This is a genomic window from Dyella acidisoli (genome assembly GCF_030160295.1).
GTDB classification, from domain to species: Bacteria; Pseudomonadota; Gammaproteobacteria; order Xanthomonadales; family Rhodanobacteraceae; genus Dyella_B; species Dyella_B acidisoli.
In genome coordinates this window covers 36,645-57,687 of record NZ_BSOB01000050.1, presented here as the reverse complement: position 1 = coordinate 57,687, position 21,043 = coordinate 36,645, and the positions used below count along the sequence as shown (strand labels likewise).

Below are 21,043 nucleotides of genomic sequence, written 5' to 3'. Positions count from 1 at the left end.
GTCATGGATCTCTCTCTGGACCGCCACGGGGATTACCTATTCGTCCGCCGCGTCACTGAGCGCGCTATCACCGTGGTCGACCGCGAATTGACCGAGAGTTTTCTGCTTTCGCCCCAGCGTGCGGTAGAACAGTGGCCAGTCAACAATGCCCAGGCCTTGAGTGATGACCATGTCGAGTCAGTGCTCGAACTAAAGCCCGAAGTCGTGCTGCTTGGCACCGGCACTCGTCAACAGTTTCCGCCGGCTGCGTTCATGGCGGGTTTTCTGCGCAAGGGTGTGGGGATTGAGGTGATGGACAACGCCGCCGCTGCGCGTACCTACGATCTGCTCGCCAGTGAAGGGCGGCGCGTGGTCGCGGCATTCATTCTTCCGGCCGCTTGAGCTTCCCTCTCCCGTCCACGGAGAAGGAACAACGACTCAACGCGACGGCAGATAATCGAGCGGATCCACAGGATTGCCGTCTTTGCGGATCTGGAACTGCAATTCATCGCGCGAACTGCCGCTCGAGCCCATCTCAGCAATCTGCTGCCCCGCCTTCACCTGCTGCCCTTCGGTGACCAGCCGCTTGCGGTTGTGACCATACGCGGAGAGGAAGCTGTCGTTGTGTTTGATGATGATCAGCTCGCCGTAACCCACCAAGCCATTACCGCTGTACACCACCGTGCCGTCAGCGGCGGCAACCACGGAATCGCCTTCTTTGCCTGCGATGTCGATGCCTGGAATCGCCGCGCTGGACTGAAAGCGTCCGATGATCTGGCCGGACGCCGGCCAACGCCATTTCACGCCGCCCGCGCTGCGCGTGCCCCCGCTTGTCCTTGCCACGACCGGTGGCGCCGGCGCTACCACTGCTGCTGGCGGTGGATTACTGGGAGCAGCGGCGGCTGGCGCCACCGTGTTATGCAGCGCTGGCGCAGGATGCACGGCCGCCACGGAAACGGGGGCCACAGAGCTTGCGTGTGCGGGTGATGGTGCTGACTGTGACCTCTCCGGCGCAGGTGTGGCTTCGACCGTCTGGAACACCGGCGCTGTGGTTGTCGGCGGTGGCGGGACAGAAGACGAAGGTGCCTTAGCGACGGCAACCGCTGGCGACGCGTGTGCAGCAAGCGGCTCGGCACCTGCACCACGTCCCGGCAGCTTCAACACCTGCCCGGGCCAAATCGTGTACGGCTGTGCGATGCCATTCAACCTGGCCACTTCGCGAAAATCGGTGCCGTTACGGAATGCGATGGAGTAAAGCGTGTCGCCTTTGGTCACCGTGTACGTGCCGGGCTGCTGCATCGGCATCGGGCGCGGGGTGACTACCGGCGCATTCGCTGGCGGCTGCACCACCACCGTGCTGCAGCCGGTCATGAGTAACGCTATAGCGGCAAGTGCGGACCATCGCTTCCATTCATTCATGCGTGCCAGCATAACGAGGTCGCGCGGAGTTTTCATGCGATCGAAACGGAACCATCGCCGCCCGTTAATGCTTCAGCACCCACCACCCGGCAAGGCCCGCTAATACGATAAGCGCCGCCCAGCCAATCCACTCGATGTGCTTATGCAGAATGCGCTCCGCGCGTTCGCCAAACAGGCGGATCAGCAAAGCCAGCACCCAAACACGCTTTCCGCGCCCAAGCAGAATGCAAACCAAGAACGGAATCACCGGGACGCCGACGATGCCCGATGCCCAGGTGACGAACTTCATCGGCACCACCGGCTGCAGCGCGGCGAGCATCAATACCAGCAAGAGTTCCAGCCAATGCTGGTTCATCTGCGCGCGCAGGCTTTCCACGCCACGCTCGATCGAGTCGTACAGATGGAGGGATTGCAGCAGTGGCGTAAGCGCATGGAAAGCCCAATGCCCCAACGCGTACCCCACCAACGAACCCAGCAGCGAGAAGAGCAGGCTGAGGTTGGCGTAGAAAAACGCCCGATGCCGTTTGCCCAGCATCATCGGCGCCAGCATCACTTCCGGCATGATTGGGAAGATAAAGGCTTCCACAAAACTCAGGCCGCACAGGTAATACACCGCCCGACGGTCGCGCGCCCAAACCAGAACGCGCGCATAAAGCTTTCCAAAGAGCCGCATCAGCCGATACCACCCAGCAAAGGTACGAAACTCACCGCTGCTAGTTCTTCCTGCATGAAATCGCCTTTTCCATCGCCGCGCATGCGGATCAAGGTTTGACTGCTGGGAGACCCGACCGGTGCAACCAGCACACCGTCGGGAGCCAACTGATCGAGAATCTGAGAGGGAATGGCATCACCCGCCGCAGTGAGGATGATCGCATCGAACGGAGCCTCGACGGGCCAACCGAGCTTGCCGTCATCGTGGCGAGAGCGGATGTTTTCGAGACCGAGCTGACGGAAGCGACGCCGCGCCTGGCGCAGCAATTCCTCGATGCGCTCCACCGTGTAAAGCTGCGGCACCAGTTGCGCCAGCACCACGGCCTGATAGCCGGAGCCCGTGCCGATTTCCAGCACTTTTTGTGGCCGGCCCGATTTGAGATCGAAAGGTTCGAGCAACGCTTCCGTCATGCGCGCAACCACCCACGGCTGCGAGATGGTTTGCCCGTGGCCGATTGGCAGTGCAGTGTTCTCGTAAGCGCGCGAATGCAACGCCTGATCGATGAAGTGGTGACGCGGCAGATTACGCATCACATCGAGCACGCGCTGGTCGCGAATACCCTCTTCCTTCAATTTTGCGATGAGCCGGTCGCGTGCGCGCTGCGAGGTCATGCCCTCGCCTTTCAAAGCAGATGGCGGCAACGGATGAATCATGCAGCCTTACCGTTTTCCTGGTTCATGCCGTCGCTCAACGCGCGCACCCAACTGCCGACTTTCTCCAGCGCCTGGAAGCGGGTGAGATCGACATGGATGGGCGTGACCGAAATGTAGCCGCGCCGCACGGCATCGAAATCCGTGCCCGGCCCAGCGTCGTCCACGTCACCCGCCGGACCGATCCACCAGATCGGCTTGCCGCGCGGATCGGTCTGCTTGATGCATGGCGCGGAACGGTGGCGCTTGCCAAGGCGTGTGGTTTCGAAACCGCGGATATCTTCCCACCGAAGATCCGGCACGTTGACATTGAGAATGGTATCGGCCGGCAGCGGATCGACCAGCAGGCGCTCCATCAGCAGCAGCACGGCCTTGGCAGCCGATTCGTAATGCTCGCCCTTGTGATCTTTGCTGACCAGCGACACGGCGATCGCCGGCAGACCGAGGAAGCGTCCCTCCATCGCCGCCGACACGGTGCCGGAATAAATCACGTCGTCGCCAAGATTGGCGGAGTTGTTGATGCCTGAGACGACGATGTCCGGCTCGTAATCGAGCATGCCGGCCAGCGCGATATGCACGCAATCGGTAGGCGTACCCACTACGCGGTAATAACCGTTGTCCATGCGTGAGACGCGAATCGGCGCATCGAGGGTGAGCGAATTGCTGGCTCCCGAGCGGTCGCGGTCCGGCGCCACTACGGTGACCTGGCCGACCGCACCGAGGCGCTCGGCGAGCACACGGATACCCGGCGCATCTACGCCATCGTCATTGGAAACCAGAACTCGCATCATGATCCGTTAGAGGTTGACTACCCGGCACACGGCCAGCAGATAAGCTGCACGCACCCTAGTTTTAGGAGTCTAACTTAGCCGACCGTTTGTTTCACCGGCGATTTTGCCGGATTGCATACATCCCATCTTCACCGTCGCGACGACGCATTCGCTACGATAGCTACTATGAAACGCCGCCATCCCGCCACCGTGAGCGACGAGGACAGCCGCATGTTCCGCGAGGCCATCGGCGAGATACGCCAACTCGACCCCGTCGAGCCCCCGCCGGCCAGTCCAAAGCCGGAACCTCACCCGTACATGCTGGAAGCCGACGAGGCTGCCGTGCCAGGCGAACTGCTGGACATGGCTTTCGACCCCGGCCTGATGGAGGTGGGTGAAGAACTTAGCTACCTGCGCGACGGCTATCCGCCGAAACTGTTGCGCCAACTCAAGCGCGGACAATTCAGCGTGCAGGACGACATCGACCTGCACCAAATGAACGCTGCGGCGGCGCAAGCCACCATTGCCGAATTTCTTGCGCAAGCTGCCGAACGTGGCTTCCATTGCGTGCGCATCGTGCATGGCAAGGGCTTGCGCTCCAAATCGTCCGGCCCAGTTCTGAAGGTTTTGACGGATCGCCTGCTACGTCGACGCGACGACGTGATCGCGTTTGCTTCCGCACGTCCCATGCAGGGCGGTACGGGAGCTGTAGTGGTATTGCTGAAAGGATAGATGGCCTTCTATGCCCAAGCTTTTTTCATACGGCACGCTCCAGCAGGAAGACGTGCAACTCGCCACCTTCGGCCGCATCCTCACCGGCCATCGCGATCAGCTGACCGGCTTCGTTCAAACCGAGGTCGAGATAGACGATCCAGACGTGGTCGCCACCAGCGGCAAGACTCACCATCCGATCCTGGTATTTACCGGCAAGCCGAACGATTGTGTCAGTGGCACCGTCTTCGACATCACCGACGCCGAACTCGCGCAAGCGGATGACTATGAAGTCGACGACTACAAACGCATCGCCGTGACGTTGGCTTCCGGAGTGCAAGCCTGGGTCTACGTGGATGCGCGCCAGGACATATCGCACGATGCGACGTCAGCTTGATCAACTGTGTCGCACACGCTGCCGCCACACCGTGAGCAAGGTCGTTCACTTATGAACAGCATCCGTATGACATGTAAAGGACAACCATCACACATGGCATCTTTTGCTAGCCTAGACGCTGAGCGACAGACAACGAATCACCCAGCCAACGGCATCGCAAGGAAGGTACTTATGGGAAGCAAGATCATCGCAGCAGCGTGGTTAGTCTTCGGTTTGGCACTGTCTTCTCAAGCCGTCGCGCAGGATGCCAGCAAGTCCATCACGAGCTTCCAGAACTTGACAAGCACACCTGGGCTATCCACCACTGCGGCGCATATGTCCAATGTACGGGTCGCAAACCAAGCGCAAATCAACGACTGGAAAAGCAGCCCTCCGATACTCGGTTCGTCTGACCAATTCACAAACCCTTCGAACATCCATCTTTCGTTGACGCCGGTATCCAACACGCAAGCACTCCGTCGCCTCCCGTTTTATGTAACGGCTCCCTATTGGCTGCCGCGGAGCCGACCATTCAACGCCAGCAACGACATCTCTACCGCACAACACACCACGCATGGCGCACTCATCAACGATGTAGCGGCCCTGGTGCGGTCGTCTAATTAAGCTGAGTAAGATCCGCTGACGAACTCGGATTCACCGCACTCTGACACGGGTGTTGCTTCTGTCATGGGTGCAATCGCTTACAACCAAGGCACGAATATTTAAGCGATCAGTTCACGCGCCACGACCGTGGCATAGGCGCCAGCGGGCAATTCGAAGCTTAGCTCTAGCGCCTCATCATCAAGCCAGCGCCAGCGAAACTCTTTTGCAAGCAAGCGTAATGGACGACGTTCCTGATCCATGCGTGCTGCGGCAAGGCCCTCGGTCAAGTCGCTAAACGCGGCGGAAACCTCATGCTCCAATTCACCCGCTGCGCCGCCGGCAGGTGAATCACCCTGCCCCCACAGCGGCCCCGATGGATGGATATCGCCCTGCGCGAGGCGTGTGGCAAGCACATCGTCGAATGGTTCTGGTCCAAACCACGAGCGCGAACCAGCCAGCGACCAGATTTCTCCTTCCAAAGGTTTGTCCCACGCATCACGCTCTACCCGCGCAGCCAGCACACCGTTGAAAATGTGCGAGCGTGCGGCGGATAGCAGGATAGAACGCTTGTCACGATCCACACGGCGGCCGGCGAACATCGCCCGCGCCTGTGCGACGTTGCCGCCTTCGCGCCCGAAACGCTGTTCTCCGAAATAGTTCGGTACGCCACGCGTGGCGATGTTGTTCAACACCTCTTCTGCACGCTCGCGATCTCCGCGAACGTCGCGCAATACCAGTACGAAGCGATTGCCACGCAAGGCCCCGCGCTTGAGCTTGCGCTTGTGGCGCGTGCTTGCGAGCACTTTGACTTCGGCGTGCGGGAACGCGCTCCAATCCGGATCGGCCTTGCCAGGCAACTGCACGGTGAAAGCCTGCCGCGTGACAGCGTGGCGATCCTTCAATCCGGCATAGCCGACGTTCACCGGTGACACGCCCGCAAAACGCGCCAACTCACGCGCGACCCAATCGGTATTGGCCTCGCGTTTCTCCACCCACAGCAAAGCATGTTCACCTTCGCCATCGGCGTCGTAGCCAAGGATTTCCTCAACGCGGAAGTCTTCGGGTGTGCTGCGCAGTGTGCCTGTCAAAGGCGGCGTGCCATAGGCACGCGGAAGTTCGGATTCTGTCGTGTTCAATTGCCGCTGCTCGTGCCGGAAGCTGCTGGCGCAGCCGTACTCGCCGCCGGCTTCGGCACTACCTGATAAAACGTCTCGCCCGGCTTGATCAAGCCCAATTCACCACGAGCACGCGCTTCCACGGCCTGCTCGCCATGCTTGAGATCGTTCACGTCTGCCGCGAGTGCCTGGTTGCGTTGAGTGAGCTTGTCGTTCTCGTCCTGCTGCTTTTTCACTGCGGCACGCAAACTGGCCACCTCGGACATGCCGCCGTGACTGGACCACAGTTCAAACTGCAGTCCAATCAGCATCAGCAGCAGGATCAAGGCGACCCAACGCAACATGGCTTTAGGTGCGACCTCGCTCAGCCTGGCAAATGGGTCAGACTGGGGAAGGCATTACGGCCGGCGTAGATGGCAGCCGAACCGAGTGCTTCCTCGATGCGCAGCAACTGGTTGTACTTGGCCACGCGATCGGTGCGGCACAGCGAACCGGTTTTGATCTGCGTTGCGGTGGTGGCGACGGCAATATCGGAGATGGTGGTGTCTTCGGTTTCACCGGAGCGATGCGACACGATCGCGGCGTACTTGGCGGCGTCGGCCATGGCGATGGCTTCCAGCGTTTCCGACAGCGTGCCGATCTGGTTCACCTTGATCAGGATCGCGTTGGCGATTTTCTTGTCGATGCCTTCGCGAAAGATCGACGGATTGGTCACGAACAGATCGTCGCCGACCAGCTGCACCTTGTTACCGATCTTATCGGTCAGCAGCTTCCAGCCGTCCCAGTCGCCTTCGGCCATGCCGTCTTCGATGGTGACGATCGGATACTGCTGCGCCCAGCTTGCCAGCAGATCGACGAACTGCGCAGGCGTGTAGACCTTGCCCTCGCCTTCCAGATCGTACTTGCCTTCTTTGAAGAATTCGGAGCTGGCGACGTCGAGGCCAAGCAGGATCTCGCTGCCGATCTTGTAGCCGCTCTTGTTCACCGCTTCGAGGATGGTGTCGAGCGCTTCGATGTTGGAACGCAGGTTCGGCGCAAAACCGCCTTCATCGCCCACGGCAGTGTTGAGGCCCTTGCCCTTCAGCACGCTCTTGAGTGCGTGGAAGATTTCGGTGCCGGCGCGCAGTGCTTCGGCGAAATTCGGCAGGCCAACCGGCAACACCATGAATTCCTGCACGTCGACGTTGTTGTCGGCGTGTGCACCGCCGTTGATGATGTTCATCATCGGCACCGGCAGCGCACCCGGCTTGCCGTTGCTGAGGTACTTCCACAGCGGCTCGTGGCGCGAAGCGGCCACAGCGTGTGCGGCAGCCATCGATACACCGAGCAGCGCGTTCGCGCCCAGGCGACCCTTGTTCGGCGTACCGTCAAGTTCGATCAGCTTCTTGTCCAGGCCTTTCTGATCGGCGGCGTCGAAGCCCTTCAGCACATTGGCGATTTCACCGTTGACGTTACCAACCGCCTTTTTCACGCCCTTGCCCAGGTAACGCGATTTATCGCCATCGCGCAGCTCCACCGCTTCGCGCGTACCGGTCGACGCACCGCTGGGTACCGCTGCACGGCCGAAGGCGCCGCCGGCCAGCGTCACTTCTGCTTCGAGCGTGGGGTTGCCGCGAGAGTCGAGGATTTCACGGGCGTGGATGTGCGTGATGGCTGTGGTCATGGGGTGCCTTGTTCTATGTTGGAAAATGACGAGTGCTTCGAACTTGCCAAATACTGTTCCCTCTCCCCCATCCTTTATCAAAGACGGGGGATAGGGAGTTAGATCTGCTGCTCCAGGAAACCATGCCGCTTAGTCACGGCATCCAGCTCAAGCAAGGTCTGCAGTAGCGCCTCCATCTTGCCTAACGGCCATGCATTCGGGCCGTCACTAAGCGCCTTATCCGGATCCGGATGCGTTTCCGCGAACAAGCCAGCAATACCCACCGCGACCGCAGCACGCGCCAGCACCGGCACGAATTCACGCTGACCACCGGAGCTAGTGCCCTGCCCGCCCGGCAACTGCACCGAATGCGTAGCGTCGAACACCACCGGGCAACCGGTTTCGCGCATCGCGCTAAGCGAACGCATGTCGGAAACGAGATTGTTGTAGCCAAAGCTGGCGCCACGCTCGCAGACCAGGATGTCGTCATTGCCGACGGCCTTGGCCTTGGTCACCACGTTCTTCATGTCCCACGGCGCGAGAAACTGGCCTTTCTTGATGTTCACCGGCTTGCCGGCGCGCGCCACGTTCTGGATGAAATCGGTCTGTCGGCAGAGAAACGCCGGCGTCTGCAGCACGTCCACCACCGCAGCCACTTCATTCATCGGCGTGTATTCGTGCACATCAGTTAGCACTGGCACGCCGATCTGGCGTTTCACCTCAGCCAGCACACGCAGGCCCTCTTCCATGCCGGGGCCGCGAAAGCTGCTGCCGGAGGAACGGTTGGCCTTGTCGAAACTGGATTTGAAGATGAAGTTGACACCAAGCCGGCCGGTGATTTCCTTCAGCTTGCCGGCTGTATCGATCTGCAGTTGTTCGGATTCCACCACGCAAGGGCCGGCAATCAGGAACAGCGGCTGATCCAGGCCGACCTCGAAACCGCACAACTTCATGCAACCGACTCCTTTGCCGCCAGCTTCTCACCGTCACGAACAGCTTTGAACTCCCGCGCGGCACGCACAAAGCCGATGAACAGCGGGTGGCCGTCGCGCGGCGTAGAGGTGAATTCTGGATGCGCCTGGCAACCGAGGAACCACGGGTGCTGCTGCAGCGGCAGCTCGACGATCTCCACCAGCAGGTCGTCCATCGACTTGCCTGAGATCACCATGCCCAGATCCTCGAACGATTGGCGATAGCGGTTGTTGAATTCGTAACGGTGGCGATGGCGCTCACGCACGACATCCTGGCCGTAGAGCTGGCGCGCCAAAGTGCCAGCCTTGAGGCGGCATTCCTGGGCGCCAAGGCGCATCGTGCCGCCGAGATCCGAACGCTCGCTGCGCTGCTCGACTTCGCCGGTCGCCGTGGTCCACTCAGTGATCAGCCCGATCACCGGATTCGGCGTGTGACGATCGTTCTCGCTGGAATCAGCGTCGGTGAGACCAGCGACATTGCGCGCAAAATCCACCACCGCTGCATGCATGCCGTAGCAGATGCCGAAATACGGAACGCCATGCTCGCGAGCGTATTTCGCGGCCAGAATCTTGCCCTCGAAGCCGCGCTTGCCAAAACCGCCAGGCACCAGGATCGCGTCAACCCCGCTCAGCACCTTGGCCGCGCCTTCCGCTTCGATCTGCTCGGAGTCGATCCACTTCAGGTTCACACGCGTCTGCTGCTTGATGCCGCCATGACGCAGCGCTTCACCCAGGGACTTGTACGCGTCCTTGTGCTCCACGTATTTGCCAACGATGGCGACGGTGACCTCGTCCTTCGGATGCTCAACCGCCTCGACCGTGCGCTGCCAGCCGGAAAGGTCGGCCGGTTTGGCGTCCAGGCCCATCTTCTTCACGACGATGTCGTCCAGACCCTGCTGGTGCAGCCACAGCGGCTGCTTGTAGATGATGTCCACATCGGCCGCGCTGATAACGGCTGGCTCCGGAACGTTGGTAAACAGCGCGATCTTGCGTCGTTCGCTGTCGGGCAGCGGCTGCTCGCAGCGGCACAGCAGGATGTCCGGCTGGATACCGATGGAGCGCAGCTCCTTCACGGAGTGCTGGGTTGGCTTGGTTTTGATCTCGCCGGCGGCCTTGATGTACGGCACCAGGGTCAGGTGCATGAACAGGCACTTTTCCGGGCCGTGCTCGATGCGCAGCTGGCGGATGGCCTCCAGGAACGGCTGGGACTCGATGTCGCCCACCGTACCGCCGATCTCGACCAGGGCCACGTCGAAGCCGCGGGTGGCCTCGTGGATGCAGTGCTTGATCTCGTCGGTGATGTGCGGGATCACTTGAACGGTGGCGCCCAGGTAGTCACCGCGGCGCTCCTTGCGGATGACCGATTCGTAGATCTTGCCGGTAGTAATGGAGTTTTTGCCGGTGAGACGGGTGTGGACGAAGCGCTCGTAATGGCCGAGGTCCAGGTCAGTTTCCGCGCCGTCGTCGGTCACGTAGACCTCGCCGTGCTGGAAGGGACTCATCGTGCCTGGATCCACATTGATGTAGGGATCGAGCTTCATCATGGTGACCGAGAGGCCGCGCGCCTCAAGAATGGACGCAAGCGACGCCGCTGCGATGCCCTTGCCAAGTGAGGACACCACACCGCCAGTGACAAAAATCAGGGGGGTCATGGAAAGCAGCCGTGCTGGAAATCAGCATTTTAGCGGCAGATCGTCCCTGCCGCGAGATGCTTGCATGGCTTTAATGCAAACTTCCTGGTTAATTGCGCAGTTCCGCCTGCCAAAAACCCAGTTGGCTGATGCTCGGCAGCATGTAGCGATTCAGCTGACGACAACGGGTACCGCCCCGGCGACGGGAGAGCCGGCGGCTTTTGGCACGGTGGATGGAATCCAGCACGCAATACGCTTCCGGTCATAGCGCGGGCAAACGAAATGCCAGTAACTGAAGCCCTCGGCCATGTGAAGCATAAGTACGCCCCACTCTTGCAGCCCGGCAGGCAGTGCATCGACCAAGGTTGACAGTTTCGCCAACTCCGCGCGGCACAAGCCAACCACCCGGTCGTAAGCTGATTCAAAATCGCATTGATGCCGGTTCTGAACCAGCGCAACAAGATTTACGCGATCCGCATCCTTTTCCACACTTACCAGTTCATTCACGATGGCGACGATGGCGGATGCTGCCATCACCACGCGCCGGGCCGTCGGCAGGCGATCCACGTCGCCAACATCCAGATCGAGGAGCTGCGCGGTGGGAATCACACCGATCGTAACCAGGCGCCTGCGCAGATGGGACCATGGATTAACCACGCTAGCTGAATACACGGAATGATTTTCGCGAGCGACCGTCTTCACCCAGGTGGCCATCTTTCGATTAAGTCGGCACAGATAGTCGGGAGAAACCCCCAATTCTTTGTAGCCATCTACGATCGACCTCCAAGCACGCAGATAGAGGTCCTTTTCCTGCCAGGCGCCACTATCCCATCGAAACGCATTCGCCATGCCATGCAAGACTGCCCTCAGATCCGTTGCTCTTTCCACCACCACATCGTCCCAGAGCAACCATAGAGTGATGTATTTCGAATACAGCAAAAGCTCTTCGCTGTTGGCAAAGGGATGCGAAAAGCCGGCGTATCCCCACACCGCCATGTTGCTTACGCTTTCCAGACAATGCTCATCAGGAATAAGGCCTGAGGCATCCATCCACGCAATCGTTTCGCGCTCTACTTCATAGGCATAGGGCGAAAGTTTCACATGCGAAAGACTTAGCTCATGGCGCACAGCCATGCGCGAACTCGCCGGAGTCCGCGTCTGCAACTCGTCAACCGAATCCATTCCCATCGTCCACCTCGTGCGGCGAGAAGCGATTGCAGCAACGGATGACCATCGACAAAGCGACACGTATCGCCCGGCGCATTCAAGCTCGGGCGGCACTTGTAATGTAAGAATCGCGCCAGTATCGGCGCGCAGTTGATGCTATGCGCGCATCTATAAACCTTGAAATAAATTGCCGTTAAAAACCTCGCCGGCAACATGTCCCCCTTCTTACTTCAGGCAATCCATTTCGGACACTCCGTCACAGCAAAGAAGCGGCGCATAAAAAAAGCCTCCCGTACAGGGAGGCTATTCTTTCGGCTGATGCAAAAAGAGCCACGATCCCGCCCACAGGGTTGGGCGGGATCGTGCACGCTTTAGCCGATGCTCGAGGACGTCGACTGCATCATCGGATGCATCATGTACATATTCATGTTGTGCATCACCCACAGCGAACCCACCACCACGATGGCGATGATGAGCAGCGTGAAGACACCGATCGACAGGTTGTCGCGCTGCCCTGGCGCGGCGCTCATATGCAGGAAGAACGCCAACTGCACCAGCAACTGCGCGATGCAGAACACCACGATACCTGGCACCACCAGGTGCTGCGGCACCGCGCCGCTCATCACGCAACCGAATGACAGCAGCGTAAGAATCAGCGACAGCGCAAAACCTACGGTGTAGCTCTTCAGGCTGCCGTGTGCGTTGTGTTGATGGGCGTCAGAATGACCATGCTGGCTCGACATCTCAGAGCACTCCGAACAGATAGACAAAACTGAACACGCAGATCCACACCAGATCCAGGAAGTGCCAGAACAGGCTCAGGCAGGACAGACGGCGCTGCACGGCATCGTTGAGGCCGAACTTGCCCACCATGACCATCATCGCCACCAGCCAGATAAGGCCGGAGGTAACGTGCAGGCCGTGCGTGCCGACCAGGCCGAAATAGGCGGAAAGGAATGCGCTACGGTCCGGACCGGCATGCTCGGCCACGATCAGGTGATGGAATTCGTAGACCTCCATGCCGACGAAGCCTGCGCCGAACAAGAACGTAACAAACAACCAGACGATCACCTTGCCGCGGTGGCCGGCATGCATGTTCAGCATGGCCAGGCCGAAGGTGAAGCTGCTGATCAGCAGCAGCATGGTTTCGCCGAACACGTACTTGAGATCGAACAGCTCCTTACCGGTCGGGCCGCCAGCAGTGGAGTGCCCCAGCACGGCGAAGGTGGCAAACAGGCCTGAGAAGATCAGGCAGTCGCTCATCAGGTAGATCCAGAACCCTAGCAGGGTCTTGGAACCATCATCGTGGTGCTCATGGTCATGGGCACCGCCATGTACGACGGCGCCGTGGTTAGCAGTGATAGCAGTCATGGATTAAGCCACCTTCTCGCCGGCCGATGCCGGGCCCACGTTTTCGATCAGCTTGTGCAGCGGCACCAGACGTGTACGCTCGATCTTCTCCACCTCGGCACCCGGTACGTAGTAATCCACGTCGGTGTCGAAGGCCCGGACGAGGAACGAGCCGATCATGCAGAGCAAACCGCCGATGGCGAGCCACCAGATGTGCCACACCATGGCAAAGCCGAACACCGTGCCGAACGCAGCCATGATCAAGCCTGCGCCGGTGTTGCGTGGCATGTGGATGTCGTCGTAGTGCGCGTACTGCGGGTAGGCGCGCTTGTGTTCCTTGTCGGCCCAGAACTGATCCAGTTCTTCCACCTTCGGTAACACCGCAAAGTTGTAGAACGGCGCCGGCGAGCTGGTAGCCCACTCCAGCGTGCGGCCGCCCCACGGATCGCCCGTCAGGTCGGGATTCGCAGCGCGATTGCGGATGCTCACCACGAACTGCAGCAGCATGAAGCCGATGCCCAGTGCGATGAAGACGGCGCCGACGGCTGCCACGATCAGGTATGGCTGCCAAGCAGGGTTCGCATAGTGATTCATACGACGCGTCATACCCATCAGGCCCAGCACATACAGCGGCATGAAGGCCAGATAGAAACCGACCACCCAGCACCAGAACGAAGCCTTGCCCCAGCGCTCCTCCAGCTTGAAGCCGAAGGCCTTCGGGAACCAGTAATTGATCGCAGCAAACACGCCAAACACCACGCCGCCGATGATCACGTTATGGAAGTGCGCAATCAGGAACAGGCTGTTGTGCAGCACGAAATCCGCGCCCGGCACAGCCAGCAGCACGCCGGTCATGCCGCCGATGGTGAAGGTGACCATGAAAGCCACCGTCCACAGCATCGGCAGATTGAAGCGGATGCGGCCGCGGTACATGGTGAACAGCCAGTTGAACAGCTTCACGCCTGTCGGAATCGAAATGATCATCGTCGAAATGCCGAAGAAGGCATTTACGTCCGCACCCGATCCCATGGTGAAGAAGTGATGCAGCCACACAATGAAGGACGCCACGCCGATACCCGCGGTGGCATACACCATCGACTTGTAGCCGAACAGCGGCTTGCCGGAGAACGTCGCCACGACTTCGGAGAACACACCGAAGCACGGCAGGATCAGGATGTACACCTCCGGGTGACCCCAGATCCAGATCAGGTTGATGTACAGCATGGCGTTGCCGCCAAGCTCATTGGTAAAGAAGTGCATGTCGAGGTAGCGGTCGGCCGCCAGCAGCGCCAGCGCGACCGTCAATATCGGGAATGCCGCCACGATCAGGATATTGGTGACCAGCGCCGTCCAGGTGAACACCGGCATCTGCATCAGCTTCATGCCCGGCGTGCGCATGCGCAGGATGGTCACGATGAAGTTGATGCCACTAAGCGTTGTACCGAGACCGGATAGCTGCAAAGCCCAGATGTAGTAATCCACGCCTACAGTAGGACTGAATTTCAGCTCCGACAGCGGCGGATAAGCCAGCCAGCCGGTCGCGGCGAAATCGCCCACGAACATCGACATCATCACCAGCACCACGCCTGAGGCGGTGAGCCAATAGCTCAGCGAGTTCAGGAACGGATAGGCCACGTCGCGCGCGCCGATCTGCAGCGGCACCACCAGGTTCATCAGGCCCACCACGAACGGCATGGCCACGAAGAAGATCATGATCACACCGTGCGCGGTGAAGATCTGATCATAGTGATGCGGCGGCAGATAGCCTGCCGCATCCGACGCGGCGACCGCCTGCTGGGCACGCATCATGATGGCGTCGGCGAAGCCGCGCAGCAGCATCACCAAGGCCAGAATGACGTACATGATGCCGATGCGCTTGTGGTCCACCGTAGTGAACCACTCGGTCCACAGATAGCCCCACTTGCGCTGGTACGTGAGCCAGCCGAGCAGTGCCGCACCGCCGAGGCACACCATCAGCAGGGTGCCCATGATGATCGGCTCATGGAAAGGAATGGCCGATAGAGAAAGTTTTCCGAACATGGCCTACTCCGAAGCCTTGGCGTGATCGTTGTGCGAGGGAATGGCGCTGGCTTGCGCAGGCGTGGTACCGATCTTGTCCATGGACATGTCGCCCATGTACTGATTGATGATGCTGTCGAACATGCCCGGCTTGACGTTGCCGTAGTACGACACCGGCACTTTCTCGCTCGGCTGCGTCAACGCGTGATAGGCCTGATCATCAAGCTTGACCGAGCTGGCCTTGGCCTTCTTGATCCAATCCTCGAAACCCTGCTGCGACGTCGCAATCGCGGTGAAGTGCATGTCGGAGAAGCCCGCACCGCTGTAGTTGCTCGACAGGCCGGCGTAGGTACCCGGCTGGTTCGCGATCAGGTTGAGCTGCGTCTTCATGCCCGCCATGGCATAGATCTGGCTGCCGAGCTGCGGAATGAAGAACGCATTCATCACCGAATCAGAGGTGATTTCGAAATGCACCGGCACGTTGGTCGGGATCGCCAGTTCGTTGACGCTGGCCACGCCGTAATCCGGATAGATGAAGGCCCACTTCCAATCCATCGATACGGCCTGGATGGTGATCGGCTTGGTCTGATGATCCAGCGGCTTGTACGGATCGAGTGCGTGCGTGGTGCGCCACGTGATCGTCCCGAGGATAGCGATGATGATGCACGGAATAGTCCACACCACCGCTTCGATCGCGGTTGAATGCGACCACTTCGGCGCATACGTGGCCTTGGTGTTGGAGGCGCGATAGCGCCAGGCGAAGATCAAGGTCATCGCGATGACCGGGACCACGACCAGCAACATCAGGCCCGTGGCGATCAGGATCAGCGACTTTTCCTGCATTCCAATATCGCCCTTGGGCGAAAGGAGTTCCAGGTTGCAACCGCTAAGCAACAGCACAGCAATACCTACGCACGACCAGCGCGCGGCGGAGACGAGGGAACGCTTGTTCACGAACGACTCTTGAGAAGGACTGATTGGGAGGTGTCGTGGGGGAACGACTTAAATAGGATATCGCGCCGCAGCAAGTTATGACTAGCCTGACAGCTGCCGCGACGGATAGACAGAATGTCGCGGACCGGTCGTAGTGAGTTGTCCCGCGCGTATCACGACGCACGCTTCGCGACAAGTTCGTAGGTTGGGTTAGCGCAGCGTAACCCAACAATGCCGCTTCGAATGTGTTGGGTTACGCTGCGCTAACCCAACCTACAATAGCGCCAATGAGCACTCCGATTCCCGCCCGCATTGTCGCGTTGCGCGACGCGATGACCAAGAACGGCATCGCCGCCTGCATCGTGCCGACCGCCGATCCGCATCTATCCGAATACCTGCCCGCGCACTGGAAGGCGCGCGAATGGTTTTCCGGCTTCGATGGCTCGGCCGGCATCTTGATGGTCACCGCCAAGGCAGCGGGACTGTGGACCGATTCGCGCTATTTCTCGCAGGCCGAACAACAGCTTGCAGGCACTGGTATTGCGTTGATGAAGCAGCGTCCTGGGCAAGCAGCCGAACATCTGACCTGGTTGCAGCAGCATCTGCATCAAGGTGATGTGGCGGCGGTAGCCGGGGATAGCGTGTCGGTGGCGACGCAGCGACAGATCGAACGCCTGCTTGGTGCGGCCGGCGCCACCCTGCGCGTCGACCTGGATTTGCCAGACATGGCATGGCGCGATCGCCCCGCCCTGCCCCATGCACCGGTGTTCGAGCATCCCCTCAACTACGCCGGCACATCGCGTGCGGAGAAATTCGACAAGCTGCGCAACGCGATGCGCAAGCAACACGCCACGCATCATCTCATCTCCAGCTTGGATGACGTGGCCTGGCTCACCAACCTGCGCGGCAGCGATGTAGAGTGCAATCCCGTATTCCTGGCGCACCTGCTAGTGGAGGTATCCGGGCAGGCCACACTGTTCATTGATCGGGACAAGCTCAAGGACGATGTTGTCGCGGCGCTCGGTGCCGACGGCATCCGCATCGCTAACTACGCCACGTTGGGCGACAGCCTTGGCGAGTTGAAAGCCAGCGATACCTTATTGTTTGATCCGGGCCGGGTTGTAAGCGACGTGCTCAAAGCTGTCGCCGCCGATGTGAAGCGCATCGAAGGTCCCAATCCTTCCACCGCGTTCAAAGCAATCAAGAGCGAAAACGAACTGGCGCATATCCGCGAAGTGATGCGTCGCGATGGCGCCGCATTGGTACGCGCCTTCCGTCGACTGGAAGAGCGCCTCACCGCCGGCATGACGCAGACCGAGTTGGACGTCGACGTATTGCTGCGCGATGAGCGTTCGGCGCAACCCGAATTCGTTGGCGAAAGTTTTGCCACCATCGCCGGCTATATGGAAAACGGTGCGTTGCCGCACTATCGCGCGACGCCACAGGCCCACAACACTTTGCAACGTCACGGCCTGCTGCTGGTCGATTCCGGTGGCCAGTATCTCGGCGGCACCACCGATATCACTCGCGTGCTGGCACTGGGGCCGACCACCTCCGAACAACGGCGCGACGCTACATTGGTCATGAAAGGCATGATTGCGCTCTCGCGGGCCCGTTTTCCGAAAGGCGCGAGCGGTCCGCAGCTCGATGCATTGGCCCGCGCGCCGCTGTGGGCAGCCGGCATGGATTACGGCCACGGTACCGGTCATGGCGTGGGATATTTCCTGAATGTGCATGAAGGGCCGCATAGCGTTCGACCGCCGGTCTCCGGCGCCACGCTGGTTGCGCTGGAACCCGGCATGATCACCTCGATCGAACCCGGCTTATATAAGCCGGCACGCCACGGCATCCGCCACGAAAATCTCGCCGTGGTGGTTGAAGCCGATCAGACCGAATTCGGCGAGTTTTACGCCTTCGAAACCCTCACTCTGTGCCCATTCGACCGCCGCGCACTGGAGCCTGGCCTGCTGAGTCCGGATGATCGGGCCTGGCTGGACGATTATCACGCAACAGTACGTGCAGCCTTGTCGCCTTTGCTGGAAGATGCGGATCTGGCGTGGCTGGAGAAGCATTGCGCGCCGCTGTGAGTTGCCCAATCCCCGCCCAGAAGGGGATTGGGAGTAAAAGCACGACATCTTGACCTTACCAGCACAGCAACTCATCCTCCCGCGTCTACATTCTTCGCAAACATTCCCATGAGCAGTCGCTATAACGCCGCCGACATCGAAGTTCTCTCCGGCCTAGACCCGGTCAAGCGCCGGCCGGGCATGTACACCGACACAACGCGCCCGAACCACTTGGCGCAGGAAGTGATCGACAACTCCGTCGACGAGGCGCTCGCTGGCCACGCCAAATCGATCGAGGTGGTGGTGCATACCGACGGCTCGGTCGAAGTCACTGACGACGGCCGCGGCATGCCAGTGGATATCCACCCGGAAGAAGGCATCCCCGGTGTCGAGCTGATCCTTACCCGCTTGCACGCAGGCGGCAAATTCTCGGGCAAGAACTACAACTTCTCCGGCGGCCTGCACGGTGTGGGCGTGTCGGTGGTGAATGCGCTGTCTAACAAGGTGGAAGTGACCATCCGCCGCGACGGCAACGAATATCGCATGGCGTTTGCCGACGGCGACCGCGCCAGTCCACTGGAAACCATCGGCACCGTGCCTAAGAAGAAGACCGGCACCACTGTGCGCTTCTGGGCCGATCCGAAATACTTCGATTCGCCGAAGATTTCGATGCCGAAGTTGAAACATCTGCTGCGGGCCAAGGCGGTGTTGTGCGCCGGCCTCAATGTGAAGCTCGTCGACGAAGCGAGCGGCGAAGTCAGCGAGTGGTATTACGAGGACGGCCTGCGCGACTACCTGCGTGGTGAACTCGATGGCGCCGACTGCCTGCCATCTGATTTGTTCGTGCATCACGTAACACGCGAAACGGAAGGCCTTGATGTCGCCCTCACCTGGCTGCCGGAAGGCGAACTGGTGCAGGAAAGCTACGTCAACCTGATTCCCACCGTGCAAGGCGGCACACACGTCAACGGCCTGCGCACGGGCCTGACCAATGCGGTGCGCGAGTTTTGCGACATCCGCAACCTGCTCCCGCGAGGCGTGAAGCTGGCACCGGAAGACGTGTGGGAGCGGCTGGCGTTCGTGCTGTCCGCCAAACTGCAAGATCCGCAATTCGCCGGCCAGACCAAAGAGCGTCTTTCCTCGCGCAACGCTGCCGCCTTGGTGGAAAGCGTGGTGCACGACGCCTTCAGTCTCTGGCTCAACCAGCATGTCGATCTGGGCGAGCGCATCGCACAACTGGCCATCGAACGCGCCAGCGCGCGCCTGAAAGCCGCCAAGCAGGTCGTACGCAAGAAGATCACGCAAGGCCCTGCCCTGCCCGGCAAGCTTGCCGATTGCACCGCCACCGATCTCACCCGCACCGAACTGTTCCTGGTGGAAGGCGATTCGGCCGGCGGCAGTGCCAAGCAGGCGCGCGACAAAGAATTCCAGGCAATCCTTCCGCTGCGCGGCAAAATCCTCAACACCTGGGAAGTGGAATCCACTTCGGTGCTGGCCTCGGAAGAAGTGCACAACCTGGCAGTGGCGATCGGCTGCGATCCGGGCAAGGACGATTTGAGCGGCCTGCGCTACGGCAAAGTAGTCATCCTGGCAGACGCCGACTCCGACGGTCTGCACATCGCCACCCTGCTGAGCGCGCTGTTCCTGCGCCACTTCCCTGCACTCGTGCGCGAAGGTCATGTGTTCGTCGCAATGCCGCCGCTGTTCCGCGTAGACGTCGGCAAGCAGGTGTTCTACTGCCTGGATGAAAACGAAAAGCAGGCCATGCTGCAGCGCGTGGAACGCGAGAAGATGAAAGGTCAGATCACTGTGACCCGCTTCAAGGGCCTGGGCGAGATGAATCCCTCGCAGCTGCGTGAATCCACTATCTACCCCGACACACGCCGCTTGGTACAGCTCACCGTGGAAGACAGCGACGGCACCGCCAAGCTGATGGACATGCTGCTGGCCAAAAAACGCGCCAGCGATCGTAAGAGCTGGCTGGAAGAGAAAGGCGATCTGGCCACGCTGGAAGTCTGACCTCGACAGCGGCATCCGCCTTCAATAACGTGGGGCGAACCCCGAATACGGATGCTGCAAAACTACGAACACAATGCGCCGCCATGAGCGGCGCATTTTTTATGCGCGCATGGACAGGCGCATTCGGCATGAAGAAGTACTCGAGATGGTTCCTGGCGCTGATGCCCTTCATCTGCGCGGGCTGCAAACCAACGCCACCCGTCAACGGCCACGTCGTACCGGAAGCAAAACTCTCCAAGGGCCAGCTGATTCAATCCGACCCCAACCGCATGGCGAATCTGGAGATTCGTAACAATCTCGATACGCTGTATCTGCTGATGGACAAGCTCTACAAGCGCAATCCATCGGAATGGAAAAAAAGCGGCGCAGCCAGTCGCGAAGAAGCTGAAGCACGAGTGCGCAACGCCGTCGATCAACACACTGCCCTGCCTGGACTTACCGAGCGCGATACCAAGGCCATGCAACGGGCGCTCGATCCAAACTTCAAAGGCGATCGCGTCGGCACACTCATTTACGGACTCGGCGACATGCTGATTACCGCGCACGGTGGCAAACGTGTGATGTATCTCATCGACGGCCTTGATGCGCAACGCGTCTACAACGCCGCCCGCAACGTGGAAATCGCTATGTGGTTGCTGGCTCAGCGTAAAGATAGCGCGGGACAGCCACTGCTGCTTTCCAATGCGCTATCGGAGCGCGACCAGAATCTCAGCTATGAGCGTTTGTTTGGCAGCATGATTGGACGCACTGACCTGGTGGCGGAATTCACCGCTGAGAAATACCGGCGAGCGGTGATCGATTACGGGCAAAGCTTCTTCGGCGGGCAGTTTCTGCAGTTCTTGCCGGTGAGCGAGGTGGCTGGCGCGGCATCTTCCCTCTAACGGCGCTGCGGCGTTATGGTGGCGCCCTG

21 protein-coding genes are annotated in these 21,043 nt (G+C 60.1%); 7 read left to right on the top strand and 14 right to left on the bottom strand.

Features of this window, described 5'->3' with window-relative positions:
- Positions 1-3 precede the first annotated feature (3 nt).
- Entirely contained in the window at positions 4-381 is a 378-nt protein-coding gene (locus QQJ86_RS18990) for an Mth938-like domain-containing protein (RefSeq protein WP_284322546.1), read from the top strand.
- A 36-nt stretch (positions 382-417) separates the two neighbouring features.
- Here the strand turns inward: QQJ86_RS18990 and QQJ86_RS18985 are convergent, their stop codons facing one another.
- The 4 genes from QQJ86_RS18985 to surE form a co-directional block, all read right to left on the bottom strand.
- Entirely contained in the window at positions 418-1,398 is a 981-nt protein-coding gene (locus QQJ86_RS18985) for a peptidoglycan DD-metalloendopeptidase family protein (RefSeq protein ID WP_284322545.1), read from the bottom strand.
- A gap of 64 nt (positions 1,399-1,462) precedes the next feature.
- On the bottom strand, positions 1,463-2,071 hold the full coding sequence (locus QQJ86_RS18980) for a YqaA family protein (protein WP_284322544.1): 609 nt from the start codon (positions 2,069-2,071) through the stop codon (positions 1,463-1,465).
- The gene (locus QQJ86_RS18975) at positions 2,071-2,763 is read right to left on the bottom strand and encodes a protein-L-isoaspartate(D-aspartate) O-methyltransferase (RefSeq protein WP_284322543.1); all 693 of its coding nucleotides are present in this window, start codon (positions 2,761-2,763) and stop codon (positions 2,071-2,073) included. The genes QQJ86_RS18980 and QQJ86_RS18975 overlap by 1 nt, the downstream gene beginning before the upstream one ends.
- The gene (gene surE / locus QQJ86_RS18970; RefSeq protein WP_284322640.1) at positions 2,760-3,548 is read right to left on the bottom strand and encodes a 5'/3'-nucleotidase SurE; all 789 of its coding nucleotides are present in this window, start codon (positions 3,546-3,548) and stop codon (positions 2,760-2,762) included. The genes QQJ86_RS18975 and surE overlap by 4 nt, the downstream gene beginning before the upstream one ends.
- A gap of 168 nt (positions 3,549-3,716) precedes the next feature.
- On the opposite strand from surE, the gene QQJ86_RS18965 reads away from it, so the two are divergent.
- From QQJ86_RS18965 to QQJ86_RS18955, 3 genes are all read left to right on the top strand, one after another.
- Positions 3,717-4,262 carry a Smr/MutS family protein gene (locus tag QQJ86_RS18965; protein WP_284322542.1) on the top strand — a complete coding sequence of 182 codons (546 nt, stop codon included), beginning with the start codon at positions 3,717-3,719 and terminating at the stop codon, positions 4,260-4,262.
- A gap of 10 nt (positions 4,263-4,272) precedes the next feature.
- Complete coding sequence (locus QQJ86_RS18960) at positions 4,273-4,638, top strand: gamma-glutamylcyclotransferase family protein (protein ID WP_284322541.1); 366 nt, start codon at positions 4,273-4,275, stop codon at positions 4,636-4,638.
- Between the two features lie 171 nt (positions 4,639-4,809).
- Positions 4,810-5,241 (top strand): hypothetical protein, encoded by a 432-nt coding sequence (locus QQJ86_RS18955; protein ID WP_284322540.1) that lies wholly within the window; start codon positions 4,810-4,812, stop codon positions 5,239-5,241.
- A 98-nt stretch (positions 5,242-5,339) separates the two neighbouring features.
- Here QQJ86_RS18955 and truD read toward each other — a convergent pair whose 3' ends face one another.
- The 10 genes from truD to cyoA all read right to left on the bottom strand — a co-directional run bounded on the left by truD (position 5,340) and on the right by cyoA (position 16,069).
- The gene (gene truD, locus QQJ86_RS18950; RefSeq protein ID WP_284322539.1) at positions 5,340-6,356 is read right to left on the bottom strand and encodes a tRNA pseudouridine(13) synthase TruD; all 1,017 of its coding nucleotides are present in this window, start codon (positions 6,354-6,356) and stop codon (positions 5,340-5,342) included.
- On the bottom strand, positions 6,353-6,679 hold the full coding sequence (gene ftsB, locus QQJ86_RS18945; RefSeq protein ID WP_284322538.1) for a cell division protein FtsB: 327 nt from the start codon (positions 6,677-6,679) through the stop codon (positions 6,353-6,355). The genes truD and ftsB overlap by 4 nt, the downstream gene beginning before the upstream one ends.
- 20 nt (positions 6,680-6,699) lie before the next feature.
- Positions 6,700-7,998 (bottom strand): phosphopyruvate hydratase, encoded by a 1,299-nt coding sequence (gene eno, locus QQJ86_RS18940; protein WP_284322537.1) that lies wholly within the window; start codon positions 7,996-7,998, stop codon positions 6,700-6,702.
- Between the two features lie 98 nt (positions 7,999-8,096).
- Positions 8,097-8,930, bottom strand: coding sequence for a 3-deoxy-8-phosphooctulonate synthase (kdsA, locus tag QQJ86_RS18935; RefSeq protein ID WP_284322536.1), 834 nt, complete (start codon positions 8,928-8,930; stop codon positions 8,097-8,099).
- On the bottom strand, positions 8,927-10,600 hold the full coding sequence (pyrG, locus tag QQJ86_RS18930; protein ID WP_284322535.1) for a CTP synthase: 1,674 nt from the start codon (positions 10,598-10,600) through the stop codon (positions 8,927-8,929). Before pyrG ends, kdsA begins: the two co-directional genes overlap by 4 nt.
- Before the next feature lie 150 nt (positions 10,601-10,750).
- Complete coding sequence (locus tag QQJ86_RS18925) at positions 10,751-11,713, bottom strand: terpene synthase family protein (RefSeq protein WP_284322534.1); 963 nt, start codon at positions 11,711-11,713, stop codon at positions 10,751-10,753.
- 404 nt (positions 11,714-12,117) lie between these two features.
- A complete protein-coding gene (gene cyoD / locus QQJ86_RS18920) occupies positions 12,118-12,489 on the bottom strand; it encodes a cytochrome o ubiquinol oxidase subunit IV (RefSeq protein WP_284322533.1) in 372 nt (123 codons plus the stop codon).
- A 1-nt stretch (position 12,490) separates the two neighbouring features.
- Entirely contained in the window at positions 12,491-13,117 is a 627-nt protein-coding gene (gene cyoC, locus QQJ86_RS18915; protein WP_284322532.1) for a cytochrome o ubiquinol oxidase subunit III, read from the bottom strand.
- A 3-nt stretch (positions 13,118-13,120) separates the two neighbouring features.
- Positions 13,121-15,136 (bottom strand): cytochrome o ubiquinol oxidase subunit I, encoded by a 2,016-nt coding sequence (gene cyoB / locus QQJ86_RS18910; RefSeq protein WP_284322531.1) that lies wholly within the window; start codon positions 15,134-15,136, stop codon positions 13,121-13,123.
- 3 nt (positions 15,137-15,139) lie between these two features.
- On the bottom strand, positions 15,140-16,069 hold the full coding sequence (cyoA, locus tag QQJ86_RS18905) for a ubiquinol oxidase subunit II (RefSeq protein WP_345782833.1): 930 nt from the start codon (positions 16,067-16,069) through the stop codon (positions 15,140-15,142).
- A gap of 266 nt (positions 16,070-16,335) precedes the next feature.
- Between cyoA and QQJ86_RS18900 the strand changes: the two genes are divergently transcribed.
- The 3 genes from QQJ86_RS18900 (at position 16,336) to QQJ86_RS18890 (ending at position 21,014) form a co-directional block, all read left to right on the top strand.
- Complete coding sequence (locus QQJ86_RS18900) at positions 16,336-18,135, top strand: aminopeptidase P family protein (RefSeq protein ID WP_284322530.1); 1,800 nt, start codon at positions 16,336-16,338, stop codon at positions 18,133-18,135.
- 108 nt (positions 18,136-18,243) lie between these two features.
- Positions 18,244-20,133: a DNA topoisomerase IV subunit B gene (parE, locus tag QQJ86_RS18895; RefSeq protein ID WP_284322529.1), complete on the top strand. Its 1,890-nt coding sequence runs from the start codon at positions 18,244-18,246 to the stop codon at positions 20,131-20,133.
- 83 nt (positions 20,134-20,216) lie between these two features.
- Complete coding sequence (locus QQJ86_RS18890) at positions 20,217-21,014, top strand: hypothetical protein (protein WP_284322528.1); 798 nt, start codon at positions 20,217-20,219, stop codon at positions 21,012-21,014.
- The last annotated feature ends 29 nt before the right edge of the window (positions 21,015-21,043 follow it).